At 60.5% G+C, this 20,306-nt stretch carries 19 protein-coding genes and 1 riboswitch; of the genes, 9 read left to right on the plus strand and 10 right to left on the minus strand.

Annotation, left to right across the window (positions count from 1 at the left end):
• Window positions 1-172 precede the first annotated feature (172 nt).
• The 5 genes from AC3IT6_RS27145 to tkt form a co-directional block, all read right to left on the minus strand.
• Window positions 173-505 (minus strand): MliC family protein, encoded by a 333-nt coding sequence (locus AC3IT6_RS27145; RefSeq protein ID WP_489353677.1) that lies wholly within the window; start codon window positions 503-505, stop codon window positions 173-175.
• Between the two features lie 56 nt (window positions 506-561).
• Complete coding sequence (locus AC3IT6_RS27150; RefSeq protein ID WP_150725097.1) at window positions 562-783, minus strand: hypothetical protein; 222 nt, start codon at window positions 781-783, stop codon at window positions 562-564.
• Between the two features lie 35 nt (window positions 784-818).
• Window positions 819-1,982 (minus strand): phosphoglycerate kinase, encoded by a 1,164-nt coding sequence (locus AC3IT6_RS27155; RefSeq protein WP_489353678.1) that lies wholly within the window; start codon window positions 1,980-1,982, stop codon window positions 819-821.
• Window positions 1,983-1,994: 12 nt separating this feature from the next.
• A complete protein-coding gene (gene epd / locus AC3IT6_RS27160; RefSeq protein WP_150725095.1) occupies window positions 1,995-3,047 on the minus strand; it encodes an erythrose-4-phosphate dehydrogenase in 1,053 nt (350 codons plus the stop codon).
• A 180-nt stretch (window positions 3,048-3,227) separates the two neighbouring features.
• Window positions 3,228-5,225 carry a transketolase gene (tkt, locus tag AC3IT6_RS27165; protein WP_489353679.1) on the minus strand — a complete coding sequence of 666 codons (1,998 nt, stop codon included), beginning with the start codon at window positions 5,223-5,225 and terminating at the stop codon, window positions 3,228-3,230.
• Window positions 5,226-5,486: 261 nt separating this feature from the next.
• On the opposite strand from tkt, the gene AC3IT6_RS27170 reads away from it, so the two are divergent.
• From AC3IT6_RS27170 to AC3IT6_RS27185, 4 genes are all read left to right on the plus strand, one after another.
• Entirely contained in the window at window positions 5,487-6,482 is a 996-nt protein-coding gene (locus AC3IT6_RS27170) for an ArsR/SmtB family transcription factor (RefSeq protein WP_489353680.1), read from the plus strand.
• Window positions 6,483-6,500: 18 nt separating this feature from the next.
• Window positions 6,501-7,691, plus strand: a complete 1,191-nt coding sequence (gene metK, locus AC3IT6_RS27175) for a methionine adenosyltransferase (RefSeq protein ID WP_008050251.1) — start codon at window positions 6,501-6,503, stop codon at window positions 7,689-7,691.
• Between the two features lie 255 nt (window positions 7,692-7,946).
• Entirely contained in the window at window positions 7,947-9,626 is a 1,680-nt protein-coding gene (gene ligB / locus AC3IT6_RS27180) for an NAD-dependent DNA ligase LigB (RefSeq protein WP_489353681.1), read from the plus strand.
• 96 nt (window positions 9,627-9,722) lie between these two features.
• Window positions 9,723-10,118, plus strand: a complete 396-nt coding sequence (locus AC3IT6_RS27185; protein ID WP_057712960.1) for a DUF1090 domain-containing protein — start codon at window positions 9,723-9,725, stop codon at window positions 10,116-10,118.
• Window positions 10,119-10,277: 159 nt separating this feature from the next.
• Here the strand turns inward: AC3IT6_RS27185 and AC3IT6_RS27190 are convergent, their stop codons facing one another.
• On the minus strand, window positions 10,278-10,727 hold the full coding sequence (locus tag AC3IT6_RS27190) for a c-type cytochrome (RefSeq protein WP_150755131.1): 450 nt from the start codon (window positions 10,725-10,727) through the stop codon (window positions 10,278-10,280).
• Window positions 10,728-10,855: 128 nt separating this feature from the next.
• On the opposite strand from AC3IT6_RS27190, the gene mltA reads away from it, so the two are divergent.
• On the plus strand, window positions 10,856-12,040 hold the full coding sequence (mltA, locus tag AC3IT6_RS27195) for a murein transglycosylase A (protein ID WP_223445423.1): 1,185 nt from the start codon (window positions 10,856-10,858) through the stop codon (window positions 12,038-12,040).
• A 145-nt stretch (window positions 12,041-12,185) separates the two neighbouring features.
• Here the strand turns inward: mltA and AC3IT6_RS27200 are convergent, their stop codons facing one another.
• Both AC3IT6_RS27200 and AC3IT6_RS27205 read right to left on the minus strand, forming a co-directional pair.
• Window positions 12,186-12,569, minus strand: a complete 384-nt coding sequence (locus AC3IT6_RS27200) for an MAPEG family protein (RefSeq protein ID WP_008003453.1) — start codon at window positions 12,567-12,569, stop codon at window positions 12,186-12,188.
• A gap of 49 nt (window positions 12,570-12,618) precedes the next feature.
• Window positions 12,619-13,452: an EamA family transporter gene (locus AC3IT6_RS27205; protein ID WP_057712956.1), complete on the minus strand. Its 834-nt coding sequence runs from the start codon at window positions 13,450-13,452 to the stop codon at window positions 12,619-12,621.
• Between the two features lie 315 nt (window positions 13,453-13,767).
• Between AC3IT6_RS27205 and AC3IT6_RS27210 the strand changes: the two genes are divergently transcribed.
• Window positions 13,768-14,937 (plus strand): MFS transporter, encoded by a 1,170-nt coding sequence (locus tag AC3IT6_RS27210; protein WP_489353682.1) that lies wholly within the window; start codon window positions 13,768-13,770, stop codon window positions 14,935-14,937.
• 3 nt (window positions 14,938-14,940) lie between these two features.
• Here AC3IT6_RS27210 and AC3IT6_RS27215 read toward each other — a convergent pair whose 3' ends face one another.
• Window positions 14,941-15,837 carry a formate/nitrite transporter family protein gene (locus tag AC3IT6_RS27215; protein WP_489353683.1) on the minus strand — a complete coding sequence of 299 codons (897 nt, stop codon included), beginning with the start codon at window positions 15,835-15,837 and terminating at the stop codon, window positions 14,941-14,943.
• Between the two features lie 175 nt (window positions 15,838-16,012).
• Window positions 16,013-16,417 (minus strand): acyl-CoA thioesterase, encoded by a 405-nt coding sequence (locus tag AC3IT6_RS27220; protein ID WP_008050263.1) that lies wholly within the window; start codon window positions 16,415-16,417, stop codon window positions 16,013-16,015.
• Between the two features lie 197 nt (window positions 16,418-16,614).
• Window positions 16,615-16,717, plus strand: a riboswitch (S-adenosyl-L-homocysteine riboswitch).
• Window positions 16,718-16,740: 23 nt separating this feature from the next.
• Here AC3IT6_RS27220 and ahcY point away from each other — a divergent pair.
• From ahcY to AC3IT6_RS27235, 3 genes are all read left to right on the plus strand, one after another.
• Window positions 16,741-18,150, plus strand: a complete 1,410-nt coding sequence (ahcY, locus tag AC3IT6_RS27225) for an adenosylhomocysteinase (RefSeq protein ID WP_489353684.1) — start codon at window positions 16,741-16,743, stop codon at window positions 18,148-18,150.
• A 162-nt stretch (window positions 18,151-18,312) separates the two neighbouring features.
• Window positions 18,313-19,158 carry a methylenetetrahydrofolate reductase [NAD(P)H] gene (gene metF, locus AC3IT6_RS27230; protein ID WP_489353685.1) on the plus strand — a complete coding sequence of 282 codons (846 nt, stop codon included), beginning with the start codon at window positions 18,313-18,315 and terminating at the stop codon, window positions 19,156-19,158.
• A gap of 193 nt (window positions 19,159-19,351) precedes the next feature.
• Entirely contained in the window at window positions 19,352-20,167 is an 816-nt protein-coding gene (locus AC3IT6_RS27235) for a substrate-binding periplasmic protein (protein ID WP_150755125.1), read from the plus strand.
• Window positions 20,168-20,306 lie beyond the last annotated feature (139 nt).

Consider the following 20,306-nt stretch of genomic DNA (forward strand, 5'->3'; position numbering starts at 1 on the left):
CCCGGGCTGCGGATTCGGTGTTGCAAAAATCTCAAGAACTACACAGATCCACTGTGGGAGCGGGCTTGCTCGCGAATGCGGTTTCACATTCAACAGTGATGCAAGCTGATCCACCGCTTTCGCGAGCAAGCCCGCTCCCACATTTAGATCTCTGCGTATCAGATAAATCGTGTTACTGCGCTTTACAGCCACGGCCAATCAAATCATTGGTGGCGACCCAGTAAACCAGGCCTTCCTCACCTTTTATGTGAAACGCCAGCATGTCATTGCTGTACAGCGAACCCGATGCACCCGGTTCCTGCTTCAGGCGGTAGACCTGATCGGCACCGCCCAAGCGCACGTCGACCTCCCTAAGGCTGTCGTCGGTGTAGCGCCACAGCACTTTGGCCTGGCTGTCGCAGGTCCAGGTGGTCCAGTTATCCACAGGCGCGGACGACTGGAACAGGTTCAACTGAGCACAACCCGCCAACAACGCCAATGCCGCAACTGCGATAAAACCTTTCATCCGTGCCCCTCGACTGACGGCGCACGCCGCCAGCCCTGAGTAAAGAGTCAGACCCGTCAAGGACATCCATGTTCCTTGGCGGGTGCCTGGGTCTCGTATTTGTCCAGGCCCTCGGGACCTGCGCGCTTGTTGAGCACCGGATTGGTTTCCGCCTGCCAGTCGGCCTGGTAGCAACCGCTCTGTGGCGCAGACGGCGCAGGTTCCGGCGTGGCTTTCGGGTTACTCCCGCAAGCCGCCAGTGAACCTGCGACGATCAACAGCGCTAGCGTCTTGACCATTTCAACACTCCCTTGCCTGGTCAAACGGGCGACCCTCAGGCCTTGGCCCGGCTTTCCAGGACTTCAACGGCTGGCAACACTTTGCCTTCGACGAATTCGAGGAAAGCGCCACCGCCGGTAGAAATGTAGGAGATCTGCTCGGCAACGCCATATTTGTCGATGGCCGCCAGGGTGTCGCCGCCGCCAGCGATAGAGAACGCTGCGCTGTCTGCGATGGCCTGGGCCAGCACCTTGGTGCCGTTACCGAACTGATCGAATTCGAACACGCCGACCGGACCGTTCCACAGGATGGTTTGCGACGACTTCAGCAGCTCGGCGAAATTCGCCGCGGTCTGCGGACCGATGTCCAGGATCATGTCGTCGGCAGCAACGTCAGCGATCAGCTTGACGGTCGCAGCGGCGCTTTCAGCGAACTCCTTGGCAACCACCACGTCCACTGGCAGCGGTACGCTGACCTTGGCGGCGATGGCGCGAGCAGTGTCGAGCAGGTCCGGCTCGTACAGGGATTTACCGACCGGGTGACCGGCCGCCGCCAGGAAGGTGTTGGCGATGCCGCCACCAACGATCAACTGGTTGCAGATCTGGCTCAGGCTGTTCAGCACGTCGAGTTTGGTCGACACCTTGGAGCCGGCGACGATGGCCGCCATCGGCTGGGCCGGGGCGCCCAGGGCTTTGCCCAGTGCGTCCAGTTCAGCGGCCAGCAGCGGGCCGGCAGCAGCGACTTTGGCGAATTTGGCCACGCCGTGGGTCGAACCCTCGGCACGGTGAGCGGTGCCGAAGGCGTCCATCACGAACACGTCGCACAGGGCGGCGTATTGCTGGGCCAGCTCGTCAGCGTTCTTTTTCTCGCCCTTGTTGAAGCGCACGTTTTCGAACAGCACGATGTCGCCGGCTTTCACGTCGACGCCGTTCAGGTAGTCAGCTACCAGTGGCACTTCACGACCCAGAGCCTTGCTCAGGTAGTCGGCGACTGGCTTGAGGCTGTTCTCGGCCGAGAACTCGCCTTCGGTCGGACGGCCAAGGTGCGAGCAGACCATCACGGCCGCGCCTTTTTCCAGGGCCAGCTTGATGGTCGGCAGCGAGGCCAGGATACGCGCATCGCTGGTGACAACACCGTCCTTGACTGGGACGTTGAGGTCTTCGCGGATCAATACGCGCTTACCTTGCAGATCGAGGTCGGACATCTTCAACACGGTCATGGGTCGCACTTCCTACGGTTTTTTTGAAATTGCTGTTTGCAGATAATGTTCTGCAACGTCCAGCATTCGGTTGGCAAAACCCCATTCGTTGTCGAACCAGGCCAGGATGTTCACCAGCCGTGGGCCGGAAACGCGGGTCTGACTGGCATCGACGATCGCCGAATGTGGGTCATGGTTGAAATCACAGCTTGCGTGAGGTAGCTCGGTGTAGGCCAGCAGGCCTTTGAGCGGGCCGCTGGTGGCGGCTTCGCGCAGGATCCGGTTGACCTCGGTGGCGTCGGTCGCGGTGGCGGTCTGCATCGTAATGTCGAGGCAGGACACGTTGACCGTCGGCACCCTCACGGCTTTGGCCTGAATTCGTCCGGCAAGTTCCGGCAGCAAGCGTTCGATACCACGCGCCAGACCGGTGGACACCGGAATCACCGACTGGAACGCCGAACGGGTGCGGCGCAGGTCTTCGTGGTGGTAGGCATCGATGACCGGCTGATCGTTCATCGCCGAGTGAATGGTAGTGATCGACACGTAGTCCAGGCCAATGGCCTGATTCAGCAGGCGCAACAGCGGCACGCCGCAGTTGGTGGTGCAGGACGCGTTGGACACCAGCAACTCGTCGCCGGTCAGGCAATCCTGGTTCACGCCGTAGACGATGGTCGCGTCGACGTCCGTCTCGCTGGCCATCGGCTGGGAAAACAGCACACGCGGGGCGCCGGCGTCGAGGAAACGCTGGCCGTCTTCGCGAGTGTGATAAGCGCCGGAGCACTCCAGCACCAGATCGACGCCCAGGGACGCCCAATCGATGCCTTCGGGGGTGGCACTGCGCAGGACCTTCACGCAGTCGCCATTGATATGCAGACAATCGCCGTCGACCTTCACTTCGCCGGGGAACCGGCCATGGGTGGAGTCGAAGCGTGTCAGGTATTCGATGCTGGCCATGTCCGCCAGATCGTTGATCGCGACAATCTCGAACCCGGCCTTGTCGCCTCGCTCGAACAACGCACGCAAGACGCAACGACCAATCCGGCCATAGCCGTTGAGTGCAACTTTGTAAGGACGCGGTTGAGGCATGGGGTTCTCGATTACCGTGGTGAATCCGTTAGTGCGATGGCGCCTGGACCATCGCTTTCGCGAGCAAGCCCGCTCCCACAGGGGATTTGTTGTGAGACACAAATAGTGCTCACAACATTGACCCCATGTGGGAGCGGGCTTGCTCGCGAAGACGTCAGTCCAGACGACATCTTTTCTGGATCAGTCTTCCAGCAGCTCTTCAGCCTGACCCAGGATGTTTTCCAGGGTGAAGCCGAACTCTTCGAACAAGGCCGGCGCAGGCGCCGACTCGCCGTAAGTGGTCATGCCGATCACGCGACCTTCCAGACCCACGTACTTGTACCAGTAGTCCGCATGGGAAGCCTCGATGGCGATACGGGCGCTGACTTGCAACGGCAGGACCAATTGCTTGTAGCCGGCGTCCTGGGCATCGAACACGCTGGTGCACGGCATGGACACCACGCGAACCTTGCGGCCTTGCTCGGTCAGTTTGTCGAAAGCCTGAACAGCCAGGCCGACTTCCGAACCGGTGGCAATCAGGATCAGCTCAGGCTCGCCCGCGCAGTCCTTGAGCACATAGCCACCACGGCTGATGTCGGCGATCTGGCCGGCGTCACGGGTTTGGTGTTGCAGGTTCTGACGCGAGAAGATCAGGGCCGAAGGACCGTCCTTGCGCTCCAGCGCGTACTTCCAGCTCACCGCCGATTCAACGGCGTCGGCTGGGCGCCAGGTGTCGAGGTTCGGCGTGCAGCGCAGGCTGGCCAGTTGCTCGATTGGCTGGTGAGTCGGGCCGTCTTCGCCCAGACCGATGGAGTCGTGGGTGTAGACGTGGATCACACGTTGCTTCATCAGGGCCGACATGCGCACCGCGTTGCGCGCGTATTCCATGAACATCAGGAAGGTCGCGCCGTAAGGCACCAGGCCGCCGTGCAGGGCGACGCCGTTCATGATCGCGGTCATGCCGAACTCGCGCACGCCGTAGTACATGTAGTTGCCGCTGGCGTCTTCAGCGGTGACGCCTTTACAGCCTTTCCACAGGGTCAGGTTGGAACCGGCCAGGTCAGCCGAACCGCCGAGGAACTCAGGCAGCAACGGGCCGAACGCGTTCAGGGCATTCTGGCTGGCCTTACGGCTGGCGATGGTTTCGCCCTTGGCCGCCACTTCGGCGATGTAGGCCGAGGCTTTTTCCGAGAAGTCAGCCGGCAGGTCGCCGCTCAGACGACGTACCAGTTCGCTGGCTTCGGCAGGGAATGCTGCGGAGTAGGCAGCGAAACGCTGGTCCCACTCGGCTTCCACGGCGCGGCCGGCTTCCTTGGCGTCCCATTCGGCGTAGATATCGGCCGGGATTTCGAACGGGCCGTGACTCCATTTCAGCGCCGCGCGGGTCAGGGCGATTTCCGCGTCACCCAGCGGGGCGCCGTGGCAGTCTTCCTTGCCTTGCTTGTTCGGCGAACCGAAGCCGATGGTGGTCTTGCAGCAGATCAGGGTTGGCTGATCGCTTTTGCGCGCAGTGTCGATCGCCGTCTTGATCTCTTCCGGGTCGTGACCGTCGACATTGCGGATCACTTGCCAGTTGTAGGACTCAAAACGCTTCGGGGTGTCGTCGGTGAACCAGCCTTCGACTTCGCCATCGATGGAGATGCCGTTGTCATCGTAGAAGGCAATCAGTTTGCCCAGGCCCAAGGTACCGGCCAGGGAAGCGACTTCGTGGGAAATGCCTTCCATCATGCAGCCATCACCCAGGAACACATAGGTGTGGTGGTCGACAATGTTGTGGCCAGGACGGTTGAACTGCGCCGCCATGACCTTCTCAGCCAGGGCAAAACCCACGGCGTTGGCCAGGCCCTGGCCCAGTGGACCGGTGGTGGTTTCAACGCCCGGGGTGTAGCCGAGTTCCGGATGGCCCGGGGTGCGGCTGTGCAATTGACGGAACTGCTTCAGGTCGTCGATCGACAGGTCGTAGCCGGTCAGGTGCAGCAGCGAGTAGATCAACATCGAGCCATGGCCGTTGGACAGCACGAAGCGGTCACGGTCGGCGAACGATGGATTGCTCGGGTTGTGCTTGAGGTAGTCGCGCCAAAGTACCTCGGCGATATCCGCCATACCCATCGGGGCACCGGGATGGCCGCTGTTGGCTTTTTGCACGGCATCCATGCTGAGGGCACGAATGGCGTTGGCACGCTCACGACGGCTAGGCATCGCTGTTCTCCTGGGGGCTTGAATAAAACGAAACGGAAAAAAGGCGAGCATTTTCCCTCACCGGGACGCCTCGGGGCAATGACAGATAGTCATCTGAAGGCGTTTTTCCAATGGATAACGACGGTTTCGTTTGGTGAAACCTTTCCGCCGTCCGTTTGTTGACTGAAGCTAACGTTAAGAAGTGCCATCTATCGAGCAATATCAAAACTTTTTGATATTGCTCTTGCGATGCCTTCGACCCGTGACTAGACTGCCGGCCTTATGAATTTACGCGTGCCCTCCATTCAACATGACGATTGCGATGAGCTGGCGGCCTTGTGCAAGGCTGGCGGCGATCCCCTGCGTTTGAATGTTTTGCGCGCACTGGCCAACGACTCGTTCGGTGTGCTGGAACTGGCGCAGATCTTCGGCATCGGCCAGTCAGGCATGAGCCACCACCTCAAGGTACTGGCCCAGGCCGACCTGGTGGCGACGCGCCGCGAAGGCAATGCGATTTTCTACCGTCGCGCCCTGCCCCACACCGAACTGCTGGGCGGCAAACTGCACGCAGCACTGCTCGAAGAAGTGGACAACCTGACGCTGCCGACTGACGTACAGTCGCGCATCACCTTGGTCCATGGGCAACGGGCGGCCGCCAGCCAGGACTTTTTCTCGCGGGTTGCGGAGAAGTTTCGCGCCCAGCAAGACTTGATCGCCGGCCTGCCGCAATACCGCGAAAGCGTGGTGGCCCTGCTCGACAAGCTGAGCTTCGACAAAGACGCCACAGCCATTGAAGTCGGCCCCGGCGATGGCGCATTCCTGCCGGAACTGGCGCGCCGCTTCGCGCAGGTTACGGCGCTGGATAACAGCAGCGCGATGCTCGAACTGGCGCGCCAGGTCTGCGAACGCGACAAGCTGACTAACGTTAGCCTGCAACTGGCCGATGCATTGAACGGCGTCAGCCTCAAGGCCGATTGCGTGGTACTGAACATGGTGCTGCACCATTTTGCCGCGCCGGCCGATGCGCTCAAGCACATGGCCAATTTGCTGCAACCAGGCGGTAGCCTGTTAGTGACAGAGTTATGTAGCCACAACCAGAGTTGGGCCAAGGAGGCCTGCGGTGATCTCTGGCTGGGGTTTGAACAGGACGATCTGGCCCGTTGGGCCACCGCTGCGGGACTCGTTCCCGGGGAAAGCCTCTATGTAGGCTTACGTAATGGTTTCCAGATCCAGGTCCGCCATTTTCAGCGGCCGGCTGGCAACACTCACCATCGGTAATTTCAGGAAAACATCGAGATGAGCGAATACTCCCTTTTCACCTCCGAGTCCGTGTCTGAAGGGCATCCGGACAAAATCGCCGACCAGATTTCTGATGCGGTGCTGGACGCCATCATTGCTGAAGACAAGTTCGCCCGTGTGGCGTGCGAGACTCTGGTGAAAACGGGCGTGGCGATCATCGCCGGCGAAGTCACCACTTCCGCCTGGGTTGACCTGGAGCAGATCGTTCGTGACGTGATCACCAACATCGGCTACACCAGCTCCGACGTCGGCTTCGACGGCGCGACCTGCGGCGTGATGAACATCATCGGCAAGCAGTCCCCCGACATCAACCAGGGTGTCGACCGTGCCAAGCCTGAAGATCAGGGCGCCGGCGACCAGGGCCTGATGTTCGGCTACGCCAGCAATGAAACCGACGTGCTGATGCCTGCACCGATCACGTTCTCGCACCAGCTTGTACAAAGGCAAGCTGAAGCCCGTAAATCCGGCCTGCTGCCTTGGCTGCGTCCGGACGCCAAGTCGCAAGTGACCTGCCGTTACGAAAACGGCAAGGTTGTCGGTATCGACGCCGTCGTTCTGTCGACCCAGCACAACCCGGAAGTGTCGTACAACGACCTGCGCGAAGGCGTGATGGAGCTGATCGTCAAGCACGTGCTGCCGGCCGAACTGCTGAGCAAGGACACCCAGTTCCACATCAACCCGACCGGCCAGTTCATCATCGGCGGCCCGGTGGGTGACTGCGGTCTGACCGGTCGCAAGATCATCGTCGACAGCTACGGCGGCATGGCCCGTCACGGCGGTGGCGCGTTCTCCGGTAAAGATCCATCGAAGGTTGACCGTTCGGCAGCCTACGCCGGTCGTTATGTGGCCAAGAACATCGTTGCCGCCGGCCTGGCCGAGCGTTGCGAGATTCAGGTGTCCTACGCCATCGGTGTTGCCCAGCCGACGTCGATCTCGCTGAACACCTTCGGCACCGGCAAGATCAGCGACGACAAGATCGTCAAACTGGTCCGCGAAGTGTTCGACCTGCGTCCATACGCGATCACCACCATGCTCGACCTGCTGCACCCGATGTATCAGGAAACCGCTGCGTACGGCCACTTCGGTCGCACCCCGGCAACCAAGACCGTGGGTGACGACACCTTCACCACGTTCACCTGGGAAAAAACCGACCGCGCCGACGCCCTGCGTTCTGCTGCCGGCCTGTAAGACTTCCCCGCAACACCCGAAGCCCCGCATGGTTCGCGCCTTGCGGGGCTTTTTATTGGGATTCGCTTTACACCGCGTCGCAGCCTTCGCGGGCAAGCCCGCTCCCACAGTTGATCTTATAACTCCCTGTGGGAGCGAGCCTGCTCGCGATGAGGCCAGCACAGCCACCAGGAAATACCCGGCAAAATACCCCCTCTGCGCGCCACCCCATACTGACCTAGCCTTCACGCACCTCACCGAGCAAGGACGCTCAAGATGCTTCCCGACCTGCGCCTGTTTTTCGCCGCTCTACTGACCTTTGCCCACCTGACCGCCAACGCCGCCGAGTGCCCGGACTGGCCATCCGAACGCGCCCAGAACGAAGTCGGCAAACTGCAACAGCAAATCGACCTCTGGGACGACAGCTATCACCGTCAGGGACGCTCACTGGTCGCCGATGAACTCTACGACCAGTCCCGCGCGCGACTCACCCAATGGCGCCACTGCTTCAACCTGAGCCCGTCCGCAGACCCCTTGCGCACTGCGCGCGGCACGCTGACCCACCCCATCGTCCACACCGGCCTGGACAAACTGCACGATCGGCCCGCCGTGGAAAAATGGCTGCGTGACCGGGTGGACGTCTGGGTCCAGCCTAAAGTCGATGGCGTGGCGGTGACCCTGGTTTATCGCAACGGTCTGTTGGCCCAGGCAATCAGCCGCGGCGACGGCGAGAGCGGTCAGGACTGGACGGTTCCTGCGCGGCAGATTCCGGCCATCCCGCAACGGCTATCGCAGACCCGGGACTTGATCGTGCAAGGTGAACTGTATTGGCGCCTGACCGATCACGTGCAGGCCCGGGCCGGTAGCCTCAATGCTCGTGCCTCGGTGGCCGGTCTGATGGCACGCAAGTTCTTGAGCGCCGAACAGGCCGCCGGCATCGACCTGTTTGTCTGGGACTGGCCCCAAGGGCCGGCGAGCGTGCCCGCGCGTGCCGCGGCGCTGACTGCGCTGGGCTTCCCGAGTACCACGGCATACAGTCAGCCAATCGCCTCTGTCATCGATGCCGAACGCTGGCGCGAACACTGGTATAGCTCCGCCCTGCCCTTTGCCAGCGACGGCGTGGTCCTGCGCCAAAACCAGCGCCCGGCCGCCGAACGCTGGCAAGCCAGGTCACCCTACTGGGCCATCGCCTGGAAATACCCCTTCGCCCAGGCACTGGCCGATGTCCGCAAGGTTCATTTCAGGATCGGCCGGACCGGGCGAATCACTCCGGTACTTGAACTGACCCCGATAAAGCTCGATGACCGGCAGATCAAACACGTCAGCGTCAGTTCGTTGCAACGCTGGCAGGCGCTGGACATACGCCCGGGTGATCAGGTCGCCATCAGCCTGGCCGGGCTGACCATTCCCAGGCTCGATAGCGTTGTATCGCGCAGCAGCGAACGCGCCGAATTGAACGTGCCGCTGGCAGCAGACTTTCATTCATTGAGTTGCTGGCAACCGACTCCGGGCTGTAAGAGCCAGTTTCTCGCGCGCCTGACCTGGCTCAGCAGCAAACAGGGTCTGGCGCTGCCCAATGTGGGTCCGGGCACCTGGGAAAAACTTCTTGCAACAGGTCGCCTGAACGGTCTGCTGGATTGGTTGACCCTCGATGCCCAAGAGCTTGCTACCATTGACGGTTTCGGCGAGCGCAGCGCGGCTCGCCTTGCAGACAGCTTCAACCGAGCCCGGCAACGCCCGTTCGCGCACTGGCTGAAAGCCTTGGGATTGCCGCCGACAGGCCAGGCGCATCTCGGCGATTCATGGCAGGTACTGGCGCAGCGAGACATCGAACAATGGCGGGCCGAGGCCGATATAGGGCCAGGGCGCGCGGCGCAACTGAACGCTTTTTTCCGCGATCCGCAGGTCCAGGCCTTGAGTGAAACGTTACGTGATGCGGGGATTGACGGCTTTTAGCTGTCAGCCCTGCGCCCACCGGGAACCCCAGGGGACCGCTGGGCTCCAACAAGCCATTGCCACACCGGCTTGCTTGCTTTCCTACATGGAGCTTTTATGAAATTTCTTTCACCGCTCGCCCTGTTGACCCTTTGCAGCGTGCTGGCCACCCCGTTGATGGCGGACGAGGAAGCGCCGGGGCTGACCGGTTGCGCCGCCAAGAAGCAAGGTATCGTCAACCAGATCGAATTGGCCAAGGTCCATGGCAATGCCGACCAGCAGGCAGGCCTGGAAAAGGCCCTGAGCGAAGTCGAAGCGAACTGCACCGACGCCTCGCTGAAGAAGGAACGGGAAAACAAGGTGCTCGACGCCAAGCACGAAGTCAGCAAGCGTCAGGCGGACCTCGACAAGGCCATGAGCAAAGGCGACCCTGACAAGATCAACAAGCGCAAAGACAAACTCGCCGATGCCCGCAAGGAATTGCAGAACGCGCTGGATGAGCTGGATAAATAAGAACAGATAACGAACAAAGATCTTTGGTGTTGTCGAAGCAGTCTTCGCGAGCAAGCCCGCTCCCACATTTGACTCTCGGTTGACACAAATGCTGTGTTCACTGAAGAACCAATGTGGGAGCGGGCTTGCTCGCGAAGGCGTCAGACCGAGCAACACCAATCAATGATCCCGAAACGCCTTATGACAAGCACTGCAAGCATCTTCGACTTTCTGCACCGCCGGCCCCAGGTTGCTGGCCTTGTAGGGTTGAACCTGGCTGGCGATCACCAATTCACCGGTGGCGCTTTCAAGGTCGCGGGCCATTGCCTGAAAGCGTGTCTGTTGCTCCCAGACATCGCTCTTGGCGCTGGTGTGATCTTCCTCGCGCACTTGCGGAAAATGCTGCCACGGCTCACGGGACAACGCATCGAGTTTCACCGCGCCTTCGGCGAACTTCGGGCCATCGAACGCAATGCGCCCACGCAACATGCCGCCCAGGTCTTCGCCAGTATTGAGCATCTGCTTGAAAATCGCCTTGCGCTGGCCGAGCGGCGAGTTGGGGTCGATGCCGCCACAAGCGGACAACGTCAGGCAGGCCAGCAATACAACAGAAAGTCTTTTAAGAGTCATGGTGGCTTCAGGTCACGGGAAACGGCGGCCAGTATCCTCGCGTCATCGGCAAAGACCAATAGCCCTATTATCAACAAGGGTTGTTTGAACGCATGGAGCGCTCAGGCAACCGGCAAAGGAATCACTCCATGAACAGCCGTTTCAAGGCATGGCGTCACAGCCTGGCCTGGACCTTGCCGATGGTGGCCCTGCTCGCAGGCTGCACCGGCGGCGACAAACAACAACCGAAAACCCACGCCCTGGCCACCTACTCCAGCGCCACATGGGAAGCGCTGCCGGCGGTGTCCGACAGCGACCTGGTCGCCGGCTTCGGTTCGTGGCGCAGCGCCTGTACCCGACTCAAGTCCGACCCGGTCTGGGGTGGTACCTGTGCCGCGGCTGCCAACGTGCCGCAAACCGCCAGCGACATTCGCGGTTTCCTCAAACAGAACCTCGATGTCTATGGCCTGCGCGCCGCCAACGACAGCCCCAACGGCTTGATCACTGGCTACTACGAACCGGTCTATCCCGGGAGCCTGACCCAGACCGGCGTTGCCAATGTCCCGGTCTATGGCGTCCCCGAAGACATGATCATCGTCGCCCTCGACAGCATTTACCCGGAACTCAAGGGCAAACGCCTGCGCGGTCGACTCGAAGGTCGCGTGCTCAAGCCATACGACGATGCGGCAGCCATCGAAACCAAAGGGGTCAAGGCGCCGGTCGTGGCCTGGCTGACCGATCCGATGAACCTGCAGTTCCTGCAAATCCAGGGTTCGGGTCGTATCCAGCTCGACAATGGTCGCCAGTTGCGCATTGCCTACGCCGATCAGAACGGCCATCCGTATCGACCGATCGGCCGCTGGCTGGTGGAACAGGGCGAGTTGAAAAAAGAAGACGTGACCATGGGCGCCATCAGCACCTGGGCCAAGGCCAATCCGTCGCGGATTCCCGAACTGCTCGGCAGCAACCCCAGCTACGTGTTCTTCACCCGCAACCCGGACAGCAACGAAGGTCCGCGCGGCTCGCTGAACGTACCGTTGACCGCCGGTTACAGCGCGGCGGTGGATCGCAAGGTGATTCCGCTGGGCAGCCTGTTGTGGCTGTCCACCACCAAACCGGACGGCACAGCCCTGGTTCGCCCCGTGGCAGCACAGGACACCGGCGGCGCCATTGCCGGCGAGGTTCGGGCGGATCTGTTCTGGGGCACCGGCGATGCGGCCGGACAACTGGCCGGAGATATGAAACAGCAGGGGCAGATCTGGATGCTCTGGCCCAAAGGTGCTGCGCTGCCACAAGTACCGCAGGTGGCCGATGCGGTTAAAGCCAATCCTTGAGTCCCGCATCGCCTGACAGACAGCTTTCGTGAGCAAGCCCACTCCCACATAGGCTCACCGTCGAACACAAATTTTGTGTCCACTGAAAATCAAATGTGGGAGCGGGCTTGCTCGCGAAGAGGCCGGTGAGAACCCTGAAGATCTGTCAGACCGACACCACAAAGAAACTCACGATCAACGCCATCCCCACGAACCACACCAGCGACCGCAGCGTCGCCCAGTCCGCCAGGTAGCAAATGATGTAGAGCAGGCGGCTGGTAATGAACAGCACGGCCAGCACATTGATCGTCACCAGTTCGGCATTGCCGGCCAGGTGCGCCACGATCACCGCCGCGGCGAACGCCGGGGTCACTTCAAAGCTGTTCAGTTGCGCCGCATTCGCGCGCCTGCCCAAGCCGTCCAGCGAATCGAGAAAATCCCGGGGATCATGGTTGTCTCTCAACCTGAACCCGCCACTGATCTTGGCCACACCCACACACACATACGGCAGGAAGATCGCGATCAAAATGCACCACAGAGCAACCGTCATTACGCAGTCCCTTCTTCAAGTTTTAGAAAATCGAATCCATCAACGGCGATCAAAACTTCATCACCAGTATGCCGATCAGCACCAGCCCACAGGCTAAGAGGCGCGGCCCGCCAAAAGGTTCTTTGAGGTAACGCATGCCAAACAGCACCACCAGAATTACGCTGATCTCTCGCAACGCCGCTGCCTCTGCAATCGAGCCCAACTGCATCGCCCACAGCACCAGAGCGTAGCTGAACAACACGCAGAACCCGACGGCCAGGCCCAGTCGCCACTGCTCGCGCCAGAACAACATGAACGCGGGTCGTTTGCGCACCAATGCCAACAACGGAAACGGCCAGGCACTGAGCAAGGTGACCCAGACCAGGTAATCCAGTGGATGGGACCAGCGCCGCAACGCCTGCCCGTCGATGTAGGTGTAGCAACCGATGCACAGGCCGATCAACGCCACCACCGGTAGCATCGACCATGGAAGGCGCGCTCCGCCGCCGCCCTGCCAGAGCAGGCACAGCATGCCGAACGGGATCAGCAGGATGCCGAAAATCTGCTGATGGGTCAGTACTTCCCCGGCAAAGATCAGCGTCAGCGCCAGCACCACCAAGGGTGACAGGCCGCGCATCAATGGATAGACCAGCCCGAGGTCGCCGACCCGATAGGCCTGGATCAGCAAATAGCGATAGAGCAACTCGAACGCCGCCGATGCCAGGATCCATGGCCAGATCTCCAGCGGCGGTACGCTCAGGAACGGCAACATCAGCACGACAAAGAGCAGCGCCACGCTGTCCATGCAGGCCACCACCAACAACCGCTCCGCACTGAACTTGATCAGGGTATTCCACGCCGCATGCAACAGCGCCGCCACCAACACCAACGCCGTCGCAAGCACGGCCTACTCCTTTTTTTGACCCTGCCCTTTGTAGGAGCGAGCTTGCTCGCGAAAAACGTGAGGGCACCGCAGCCAACCAGTGAATACACGTCTTCGTTCACGTCCATCGCGAGCAAGCTCGCTCCTACAGGGGCCAGGTACAGAATTGATTCGCCATATTTCAGTGGCTGTTTATACTGCAAGCGACCACGCCGCACTCAGTTGCGCACAGACTAATTCCTATAAAAATTCTGCCCGGCCCGCTCTCATCGAGAACGGTCGTCGGCCTGCGTATGCCTGATCACAGCGTCAAGACTACCGACAGAGACCTCGCGCATGCCACTCGCTTTGCTTGCCCTCGCTGTTGCCGCGTTCGGCATCGGCACCACTGAATTCGTCATCATGGGTCTTTTGCCCGATGTCGCCCGCGACCTCAGCGTGAGCATTCCCGATGCCGGATTGCTGATCACCGGCTACGCCCTGGGCGTGGTGTTCGGTGCACCCATCCTCGCGGTCGGCACCGCCAACATGCCGCGCAAGGCCACCCTGCTGGGCATGACACTGATGTTCATCCTCGGCAACATGCTTTGCGCACTGGCGCCGAACTACGCCACGCTAATGGCCGCGCGAGTGATCACGGCACTGTGCCACGGCGCATTTTTCGGCATCGGTTCGGTGGTGGCCGCCGGGCTGGTGGCACCCAACAAACGGGCTCAGGCGATTGCCATGATGTTCACCGGCCTGACCCTGGCCAATGTGCTCGGCGTGCCACTGGGCACCGCACTCGGGCAATACGCAGGTTGGCGCTCGACCTTCTGGGCGGTGTCGGTAATCGGGGTTCTGGCCGCGATTGCGCAATGGGTCTGGCTGCCGAAAAACATCGCGATGGATAAAGCCAACCTGGCCAGCGAGTTCAAGGTACTGGGCAAGGCCAACGTGCTGCTGGCCTTGGGCATGAGTGTGCTGGCCTCGACCAGCCTGTTCAGTGTGTTCACATACATTGCGCCGATCCTGCAGGACATCACCGGTGTCAGCCCCCACGGCGTCACCATCATGCTGCTGTTGTTCGGCGTTGGCTTGACCGCCGGCAGCATGCTCGGTGGTCGTCTGGCGGACAGCCGCTTGCTGCCTTCACTGGTGGGCATGGCGCTGGCGGTGCTGGTGGTGCTGGCGGTATTTTCGCAAACCAGCCATTCGGTGATCCCGGCGGCAATCACACTGGTGTTGTGGGGGACGTTTGCCTTCGCCCTGTGCCCGATCCTGCAACTGCTGATCATCGATCAGGCCCACGAGGCACCGAACCTGGGGTCGACCTTGAACCAGAGCGCCTTCAACCTTGGCAACGCCGCCGGGGCATGGATTGGCGGCTTGGTGGTGGCCAGCGGCGCGGACCTTGCGGACTTGCCGTGGACCGGTGCACTGGTCAGCGGACTGACCGTGTTGACTGCACTGTTTTTCATCTATCGCCAGCGTCGCGGTGCGGCTGCGCTTGATGTGGCGGGCTGAGGATCAGCTTGATTGTTTTTTGATCACCTGCGGATCGGGCGCTTCGCTCTGATCCGCTGATTTCTTCGGCGGCCCACTTTCGCTGCGAATCTGCGCATGGCTGATCAGCGCGAAAATAAAACTGCCACCGATGATGTTCCCCGCCAGCGTCGGACCGGCGAACACCAGCCAGAAATCACTCCACGGCAACTCGCCGGCAAATACCAGATACGAAACCTCCAGCGAACCGACCACGATGTGGGTGAAATCCCCCAGCGCCATGAGGTAGGTGATGAGGATGATGATCCACATCTTGGCGCTCTCCATGGACGGGATCATCCAGACCATGGTGGCGATCATCCATCCGGAAATGATGCCCTTGGCGAACATCTGGCTGGCGTGGTTTTCCATGACCTTGCGGCCGATATCGAGGAAGGCGACATCGGTCTTGCTGTCGAAAATCGGCAGCTCCAGCATCACGTACGCCACCAGCAAGGTGCCACTGAGGTTGCCGACCAGCACCACCGTCCACAACCGTAGCAGCCGGCCGAAGTTGGCCAGCGTCGGTTTGGTCATCACCGGCAGCACGGCGGTCAGGGTGTTTTCGGTGAACAGTTGCTGACGGGCCAGGATCACGGCGAGAAAACCGGCGCAGTAACCGAAACTCGCGATCACCTTGAATCCTTCGCCATCCGGCAGACGCGAATTGAGCAACCCCATGCCCATCAGCGAAAGGCCCATGGTCAACCCCGCCGCCAGCGCCGACCACCACAACGCGGCAATGCTGCGCTCCAGTTCCTGGTCGCCCTGGGTACGGATGATCTCGTGCAACACCGCGGCACGGGGTGGCTGGCTCTTTTCGACTTCGTGCTCTTCTTGCGCCGAAAGGTTCGGGGTCTTGCCGTCTTGTGCCGAGTTCATGGGATGCGCAACCGGTGGCGGGCTATTTAGCTACGACACGCGGGGTTTACGGCTGTTCAGTACTCAGACAATTCTTCGGTGAATACAGAACCGCTTTCGCGAGCAAGCCCGCTCCCACATGGACGGCGCTGTACCTGTGGGAGCGGGCTTGCTCGCGAAGAAAGCAACGCAGATGTTACTGACCGGCGTCATCATCCTGGAACTGGTCCTTGACGTACTTGATCTCGGTCCGGCCATGAGGTGCCGGCAAGCCGTCCTCACCGAGGTTCACGAACACCATTTTTTCAACGGTAAGGATGCTCTTGCGGGTGATCTTGTTGCGTACCTCACACGTCAGGGTGATCGAAGTGCGGCCGAATTCGGTCGCCGTGATGCCCAGTTCGATGATGTCGCCCTGGCGCGAGGCGCTGACGAAGTTGATTTCGGAAATGTACTTGGTGACCACACGCTGGTTGCCCAACTGGACGATGGCGTAGATCGCCGCCTCTTCGTCGATCCAGCGCAGCAGGCTGCCGCCGAACAGCGTGCCGTTGGGGTTGAGGTCTTCGGGTTTTACCCATTTGCGGGTGTGGAAGTTCATGTTCACTCCTGAGCGTCTTGCCGAATGATGCTGACCATCATGGCAGAGCCCGACCTGGAGCTCTATTGAGCATCGTCTATGGTCTCGATTACCGTTCGGACATTGACCGACAGAAACGCTTTGGAAGATCGACATAGCCCGCTATAATCGCCACCGTTTCAAAACGGTCATCTTCAATTGCTACCGTTTCCCGCCACCTGTCCGAGGGGCGCTGCAGCAGGTTTGACCTGTCAGGCTCGGATGGGGCGTTGCCTGGCCTTTACTGGCTGGACACTAAACGCACAACGGCGCCCATTCGCATACATTACGAATGGAGGCTCTTCATGAGCGCTGTTATCACGCCTGCAGATTTTACCGACTACAAAGTCGCCGACATGTCCCTGGCTGCCTGGGGCCGTCGCGAAACCATCATCGCCGAGTCCGAAATGCCAGCCCTGATGGGTCTGCGTCGCAAGTACTCCGAAGAGCAACCGCTCAAGGGCGCGAAGATCCTCGGCTGCATCCACATGACCATTCAGACTGCCGTGCTGATCGAAACCCTGGTTGCCCTGGGTGCCGAAGTGCGCTGGTCGTCCTGCAACATTTTCTCGACTCAGGACCAGGCCGCCGCTTCCATCGCCGCTGCCGGCATCCCGGTTTTCGCCTGGAAAGGCGAGACTGAGCAAGAGTACGAGTGGTGCCTGGAGCAGACCATCCTCAAAGATGGCGCGCCTTGGGACGCCAACATGATCCTCGACGACGGCGGCGACCTGACCGAGCTGCTGCACAAGAAGTACCCACAGGTTCTGGATCGCGTCCACGGCGTGACCGAAGAAACCACCACCGGCGTTCACCGCCTGCTGGACATGCTGGCCAAGGGCGAGCTGAAAATCCCGGCCATCAACGTCAACGACTCGGTGACCAAGAGCAAGAACGACAACAAGTACGGCTGCCGTCACAGCCTGAACGATGCGATCAAGCGCGGTACCGACCACCTGCTGTCCGGCAAGCAAGCGCTGGTTATCGGCTACGGCGACGTGGGCAAGGGCTCCGCTCAGTCCCTGCGTCAGGAAGGCATGATCGTCAAGGTTTCCGAAGTCGACCCGATCTGCGCCATGCAAGCCTGCATGGACGGTTTCGAGCTGGTTTCGCCGTTCATCGACGGTATCAACAACGGTACCGAAGCAAGCATCGACAAGGCGCTGCTGGGCAAGATCGACCTGATCGTGACCACCACCGGCAACGTCAATGTTTGCGACTCGAACATGCTCAAAGCCCTGAAAAAGCGTGCTGTTGTCTGCAACATCGGTCACTTCGACAACGAAATCGACACCGCTTTCATGCGCAAGAACTGGGCATGGGAAGAAGTGAAGCCGCAGGTTCACAAGATCCACCGTACCGGCGCTGGCGATTTCGATCCGCACAACGACGACTACCTGATCCTGCTGGCCGAAGGCCGTCTGGTTAACCTGGGTAACGCAACCGGCCACCCGAGCCGCATCATGGACGGTTCGTTCGCTAACCAGGTTCTGGCTCAGATCTTCCTGTTCGGCCAGAAGTACGCCGACCTGTCGCCAGCCCAGAAGGCCGAGCGCCTGACCGTTGAAGTACTGCCGAAGAAACTCGACGAAGAAGTGGCCCTGGAAATGGTCCGCGGCTTTGGCGGCGTCGTGACTCAACTGACCAAGACCCAGGCCGATTACATCGGCGTGACCGTCGAAGGTCCGTTCAAGCCGCACGCTTACCGCTACTGATCGGATCTGCTGCCTGCTCTCCCTTGTGGGAGCGGGCTTGCTCGCGAAAGCGATTTATCATTCAACATTCGTGTCGTCTGACCCACCGCTTTCGCGAGCAAGCCCGCTCCCACATTGGGATGTGCAAGCCTCACAGGCTTACGCGTTTTCAAGGGTATTCCCATGTCCCAAGATCGTCGCTACAGCTTCGAGTTCTTCCCTACGAAGACCGATGCTGGGCAAGAAAAGCTGCTGGCCACTGCTCGCCAGCTGGCCGCCTACAACCCCGATTTCTTCTCCTGCACCTACGGCGCCGGCGGTTCGACCCGTGATCGCACGCTGAACACCGTGTTGCAGCTAGAAAGCGAAATCAAAATCCCTGCCGCCCCGCACCTGTCCTGCGTGGGCGATAGCAAAGCTGACCTGCGCGGCCTGCTGGCCCAGTACAAGGCCGCCGGCATCACGCGTATCGTCGCCCTGCGCGGTGACCTGCCTTCGGGCATGGGCATGGCCAGCGGTGAAATGCGCCACGCCAATGACCTGGTTGAATTCATTCGTGAAGAAACCGGTGATCATTTCCACATCGAAGTCGCCGCTTACCCGGAAATGCATCCGCAAGCGCGCAATTTCGAAGACGATGTTGCCAACTTCGTGCGCAAGGCCAACGCTGGCGCCGACAGTGCGATCACCCAGTACTTCTTCAACGCCGACTGCTACTTCTACTTCGTGGAACGCGTGCGGGCATTGGGTGTGAACATCCCGATCGTGCCGGGCATCATGCCGATCACCAACTACAGCAAGCTGGCGCGCTTCTCCGATGCCTGCGGTGCGGAAATCCCGCGCTGGATCCGCAAGCAACTGGAAGCCTACGGCGACGACACACAGAGCATTCAGCGCTTTGGCGAACAGGTCATCACCGAGATGTGCGAACAACTGCTGCAGGGTGGCGCTCCAGGGCTGCACTTCTACACACTGAACCAGGCTGAAGCGAGCCTGGCGGTGTGGAACAACCTGAAGTTGCCGCGTTGAAGCAGCTGCAAGTTTCAAGCTGAAAGCTACAAGCAAGATCAAAGGATCGCATTCTTCGGCAGCTCCTGTAGGAGCTTTCGCAGGCTGCGATCTTTTGCTTTCAATGCACTATTAATGTGCGGCAATCCACGGAGTTAGAGCATCTGCGGTCAGTTTCTGGCTCTTTCCGGATTCTCGTCGTAATCTCAAGCCCATGCCTTTGATCACGCAGTTAGTCGCCGTGCTTGTCTTCACTTGCCTGAGCTTCGCCGCCCGGGGCGAGAAGCTGCGCATTGTCACGGAGCCGTGGGCGCCTTATGTGTACGAAGACAACGGCAAATCCCTGGGCCTGGACTACGAAACCACCGCCATTGTCTTCAAGCGCCTGGGCATCGAAGTGGAGTGGCAATTCCTGCCATGGAAACGCTGCCTGTCGATGCTTGAATCAGGCCAGGCCGACGGCGCGCTGGACATCTTTCACAGCGACGAACGCGATGCGACCCTGCTCTACCCCAGCGAACCACTGTCTGAAGTCCAGTTCGTGATGTTCTACGCCAATGAACGGCCCCATCCGTTTCGCACCCTCGATGACTTGCAAGGCCTGACCATCGGCACCTCGCCGGGTTACCTGTACAGCAAGGATTTCAGCGATTCGACGCTGTTCACCCGCGAGCCGGCCCCCACCCATGAGGCCAACTTCGGCAAACTGGTACGCGGGCGGATTGACCTGCTGATCACCGACCGCCGGGTCGGCCAGCATTTGCTCGATGAACTGGGCATCCGCGACAAGATCACCGAAAACCCCACGATCATCAGCCAGCAAAGCCAGTTTCTCGCGGTGCGGCGCAATGCGGGCATGGATCTGCTGGTGCAGCGTTTCGGCGCCGAACTCAAACGCTTCAAGCGCGAGCCCGCCTACGCTGAACTGAGTGCCCGCTACGGCGCGGAACCGGCAGCCAGCGTGAAGACTGAAAAGACCACGGCCGCCACGGAAAAAACCGTTGAGCAGCAGGAAAGCGGCGCACAGTGATTGCTCTGTTATACTCCGGCCTTCCCGCCAGGCTCACGCCCGGACGCTCGGAATCGTTAAAGGCATCTCAACCCCGCTACTGCGCAGCTTTCAGCCCGCGCGAGCGCTTGCAGACGAGCCTTCGAGACCCAGCAGGACC

Source organism: Pseudomonas sp. KH_017 (genome assembly GCF_057840285.1).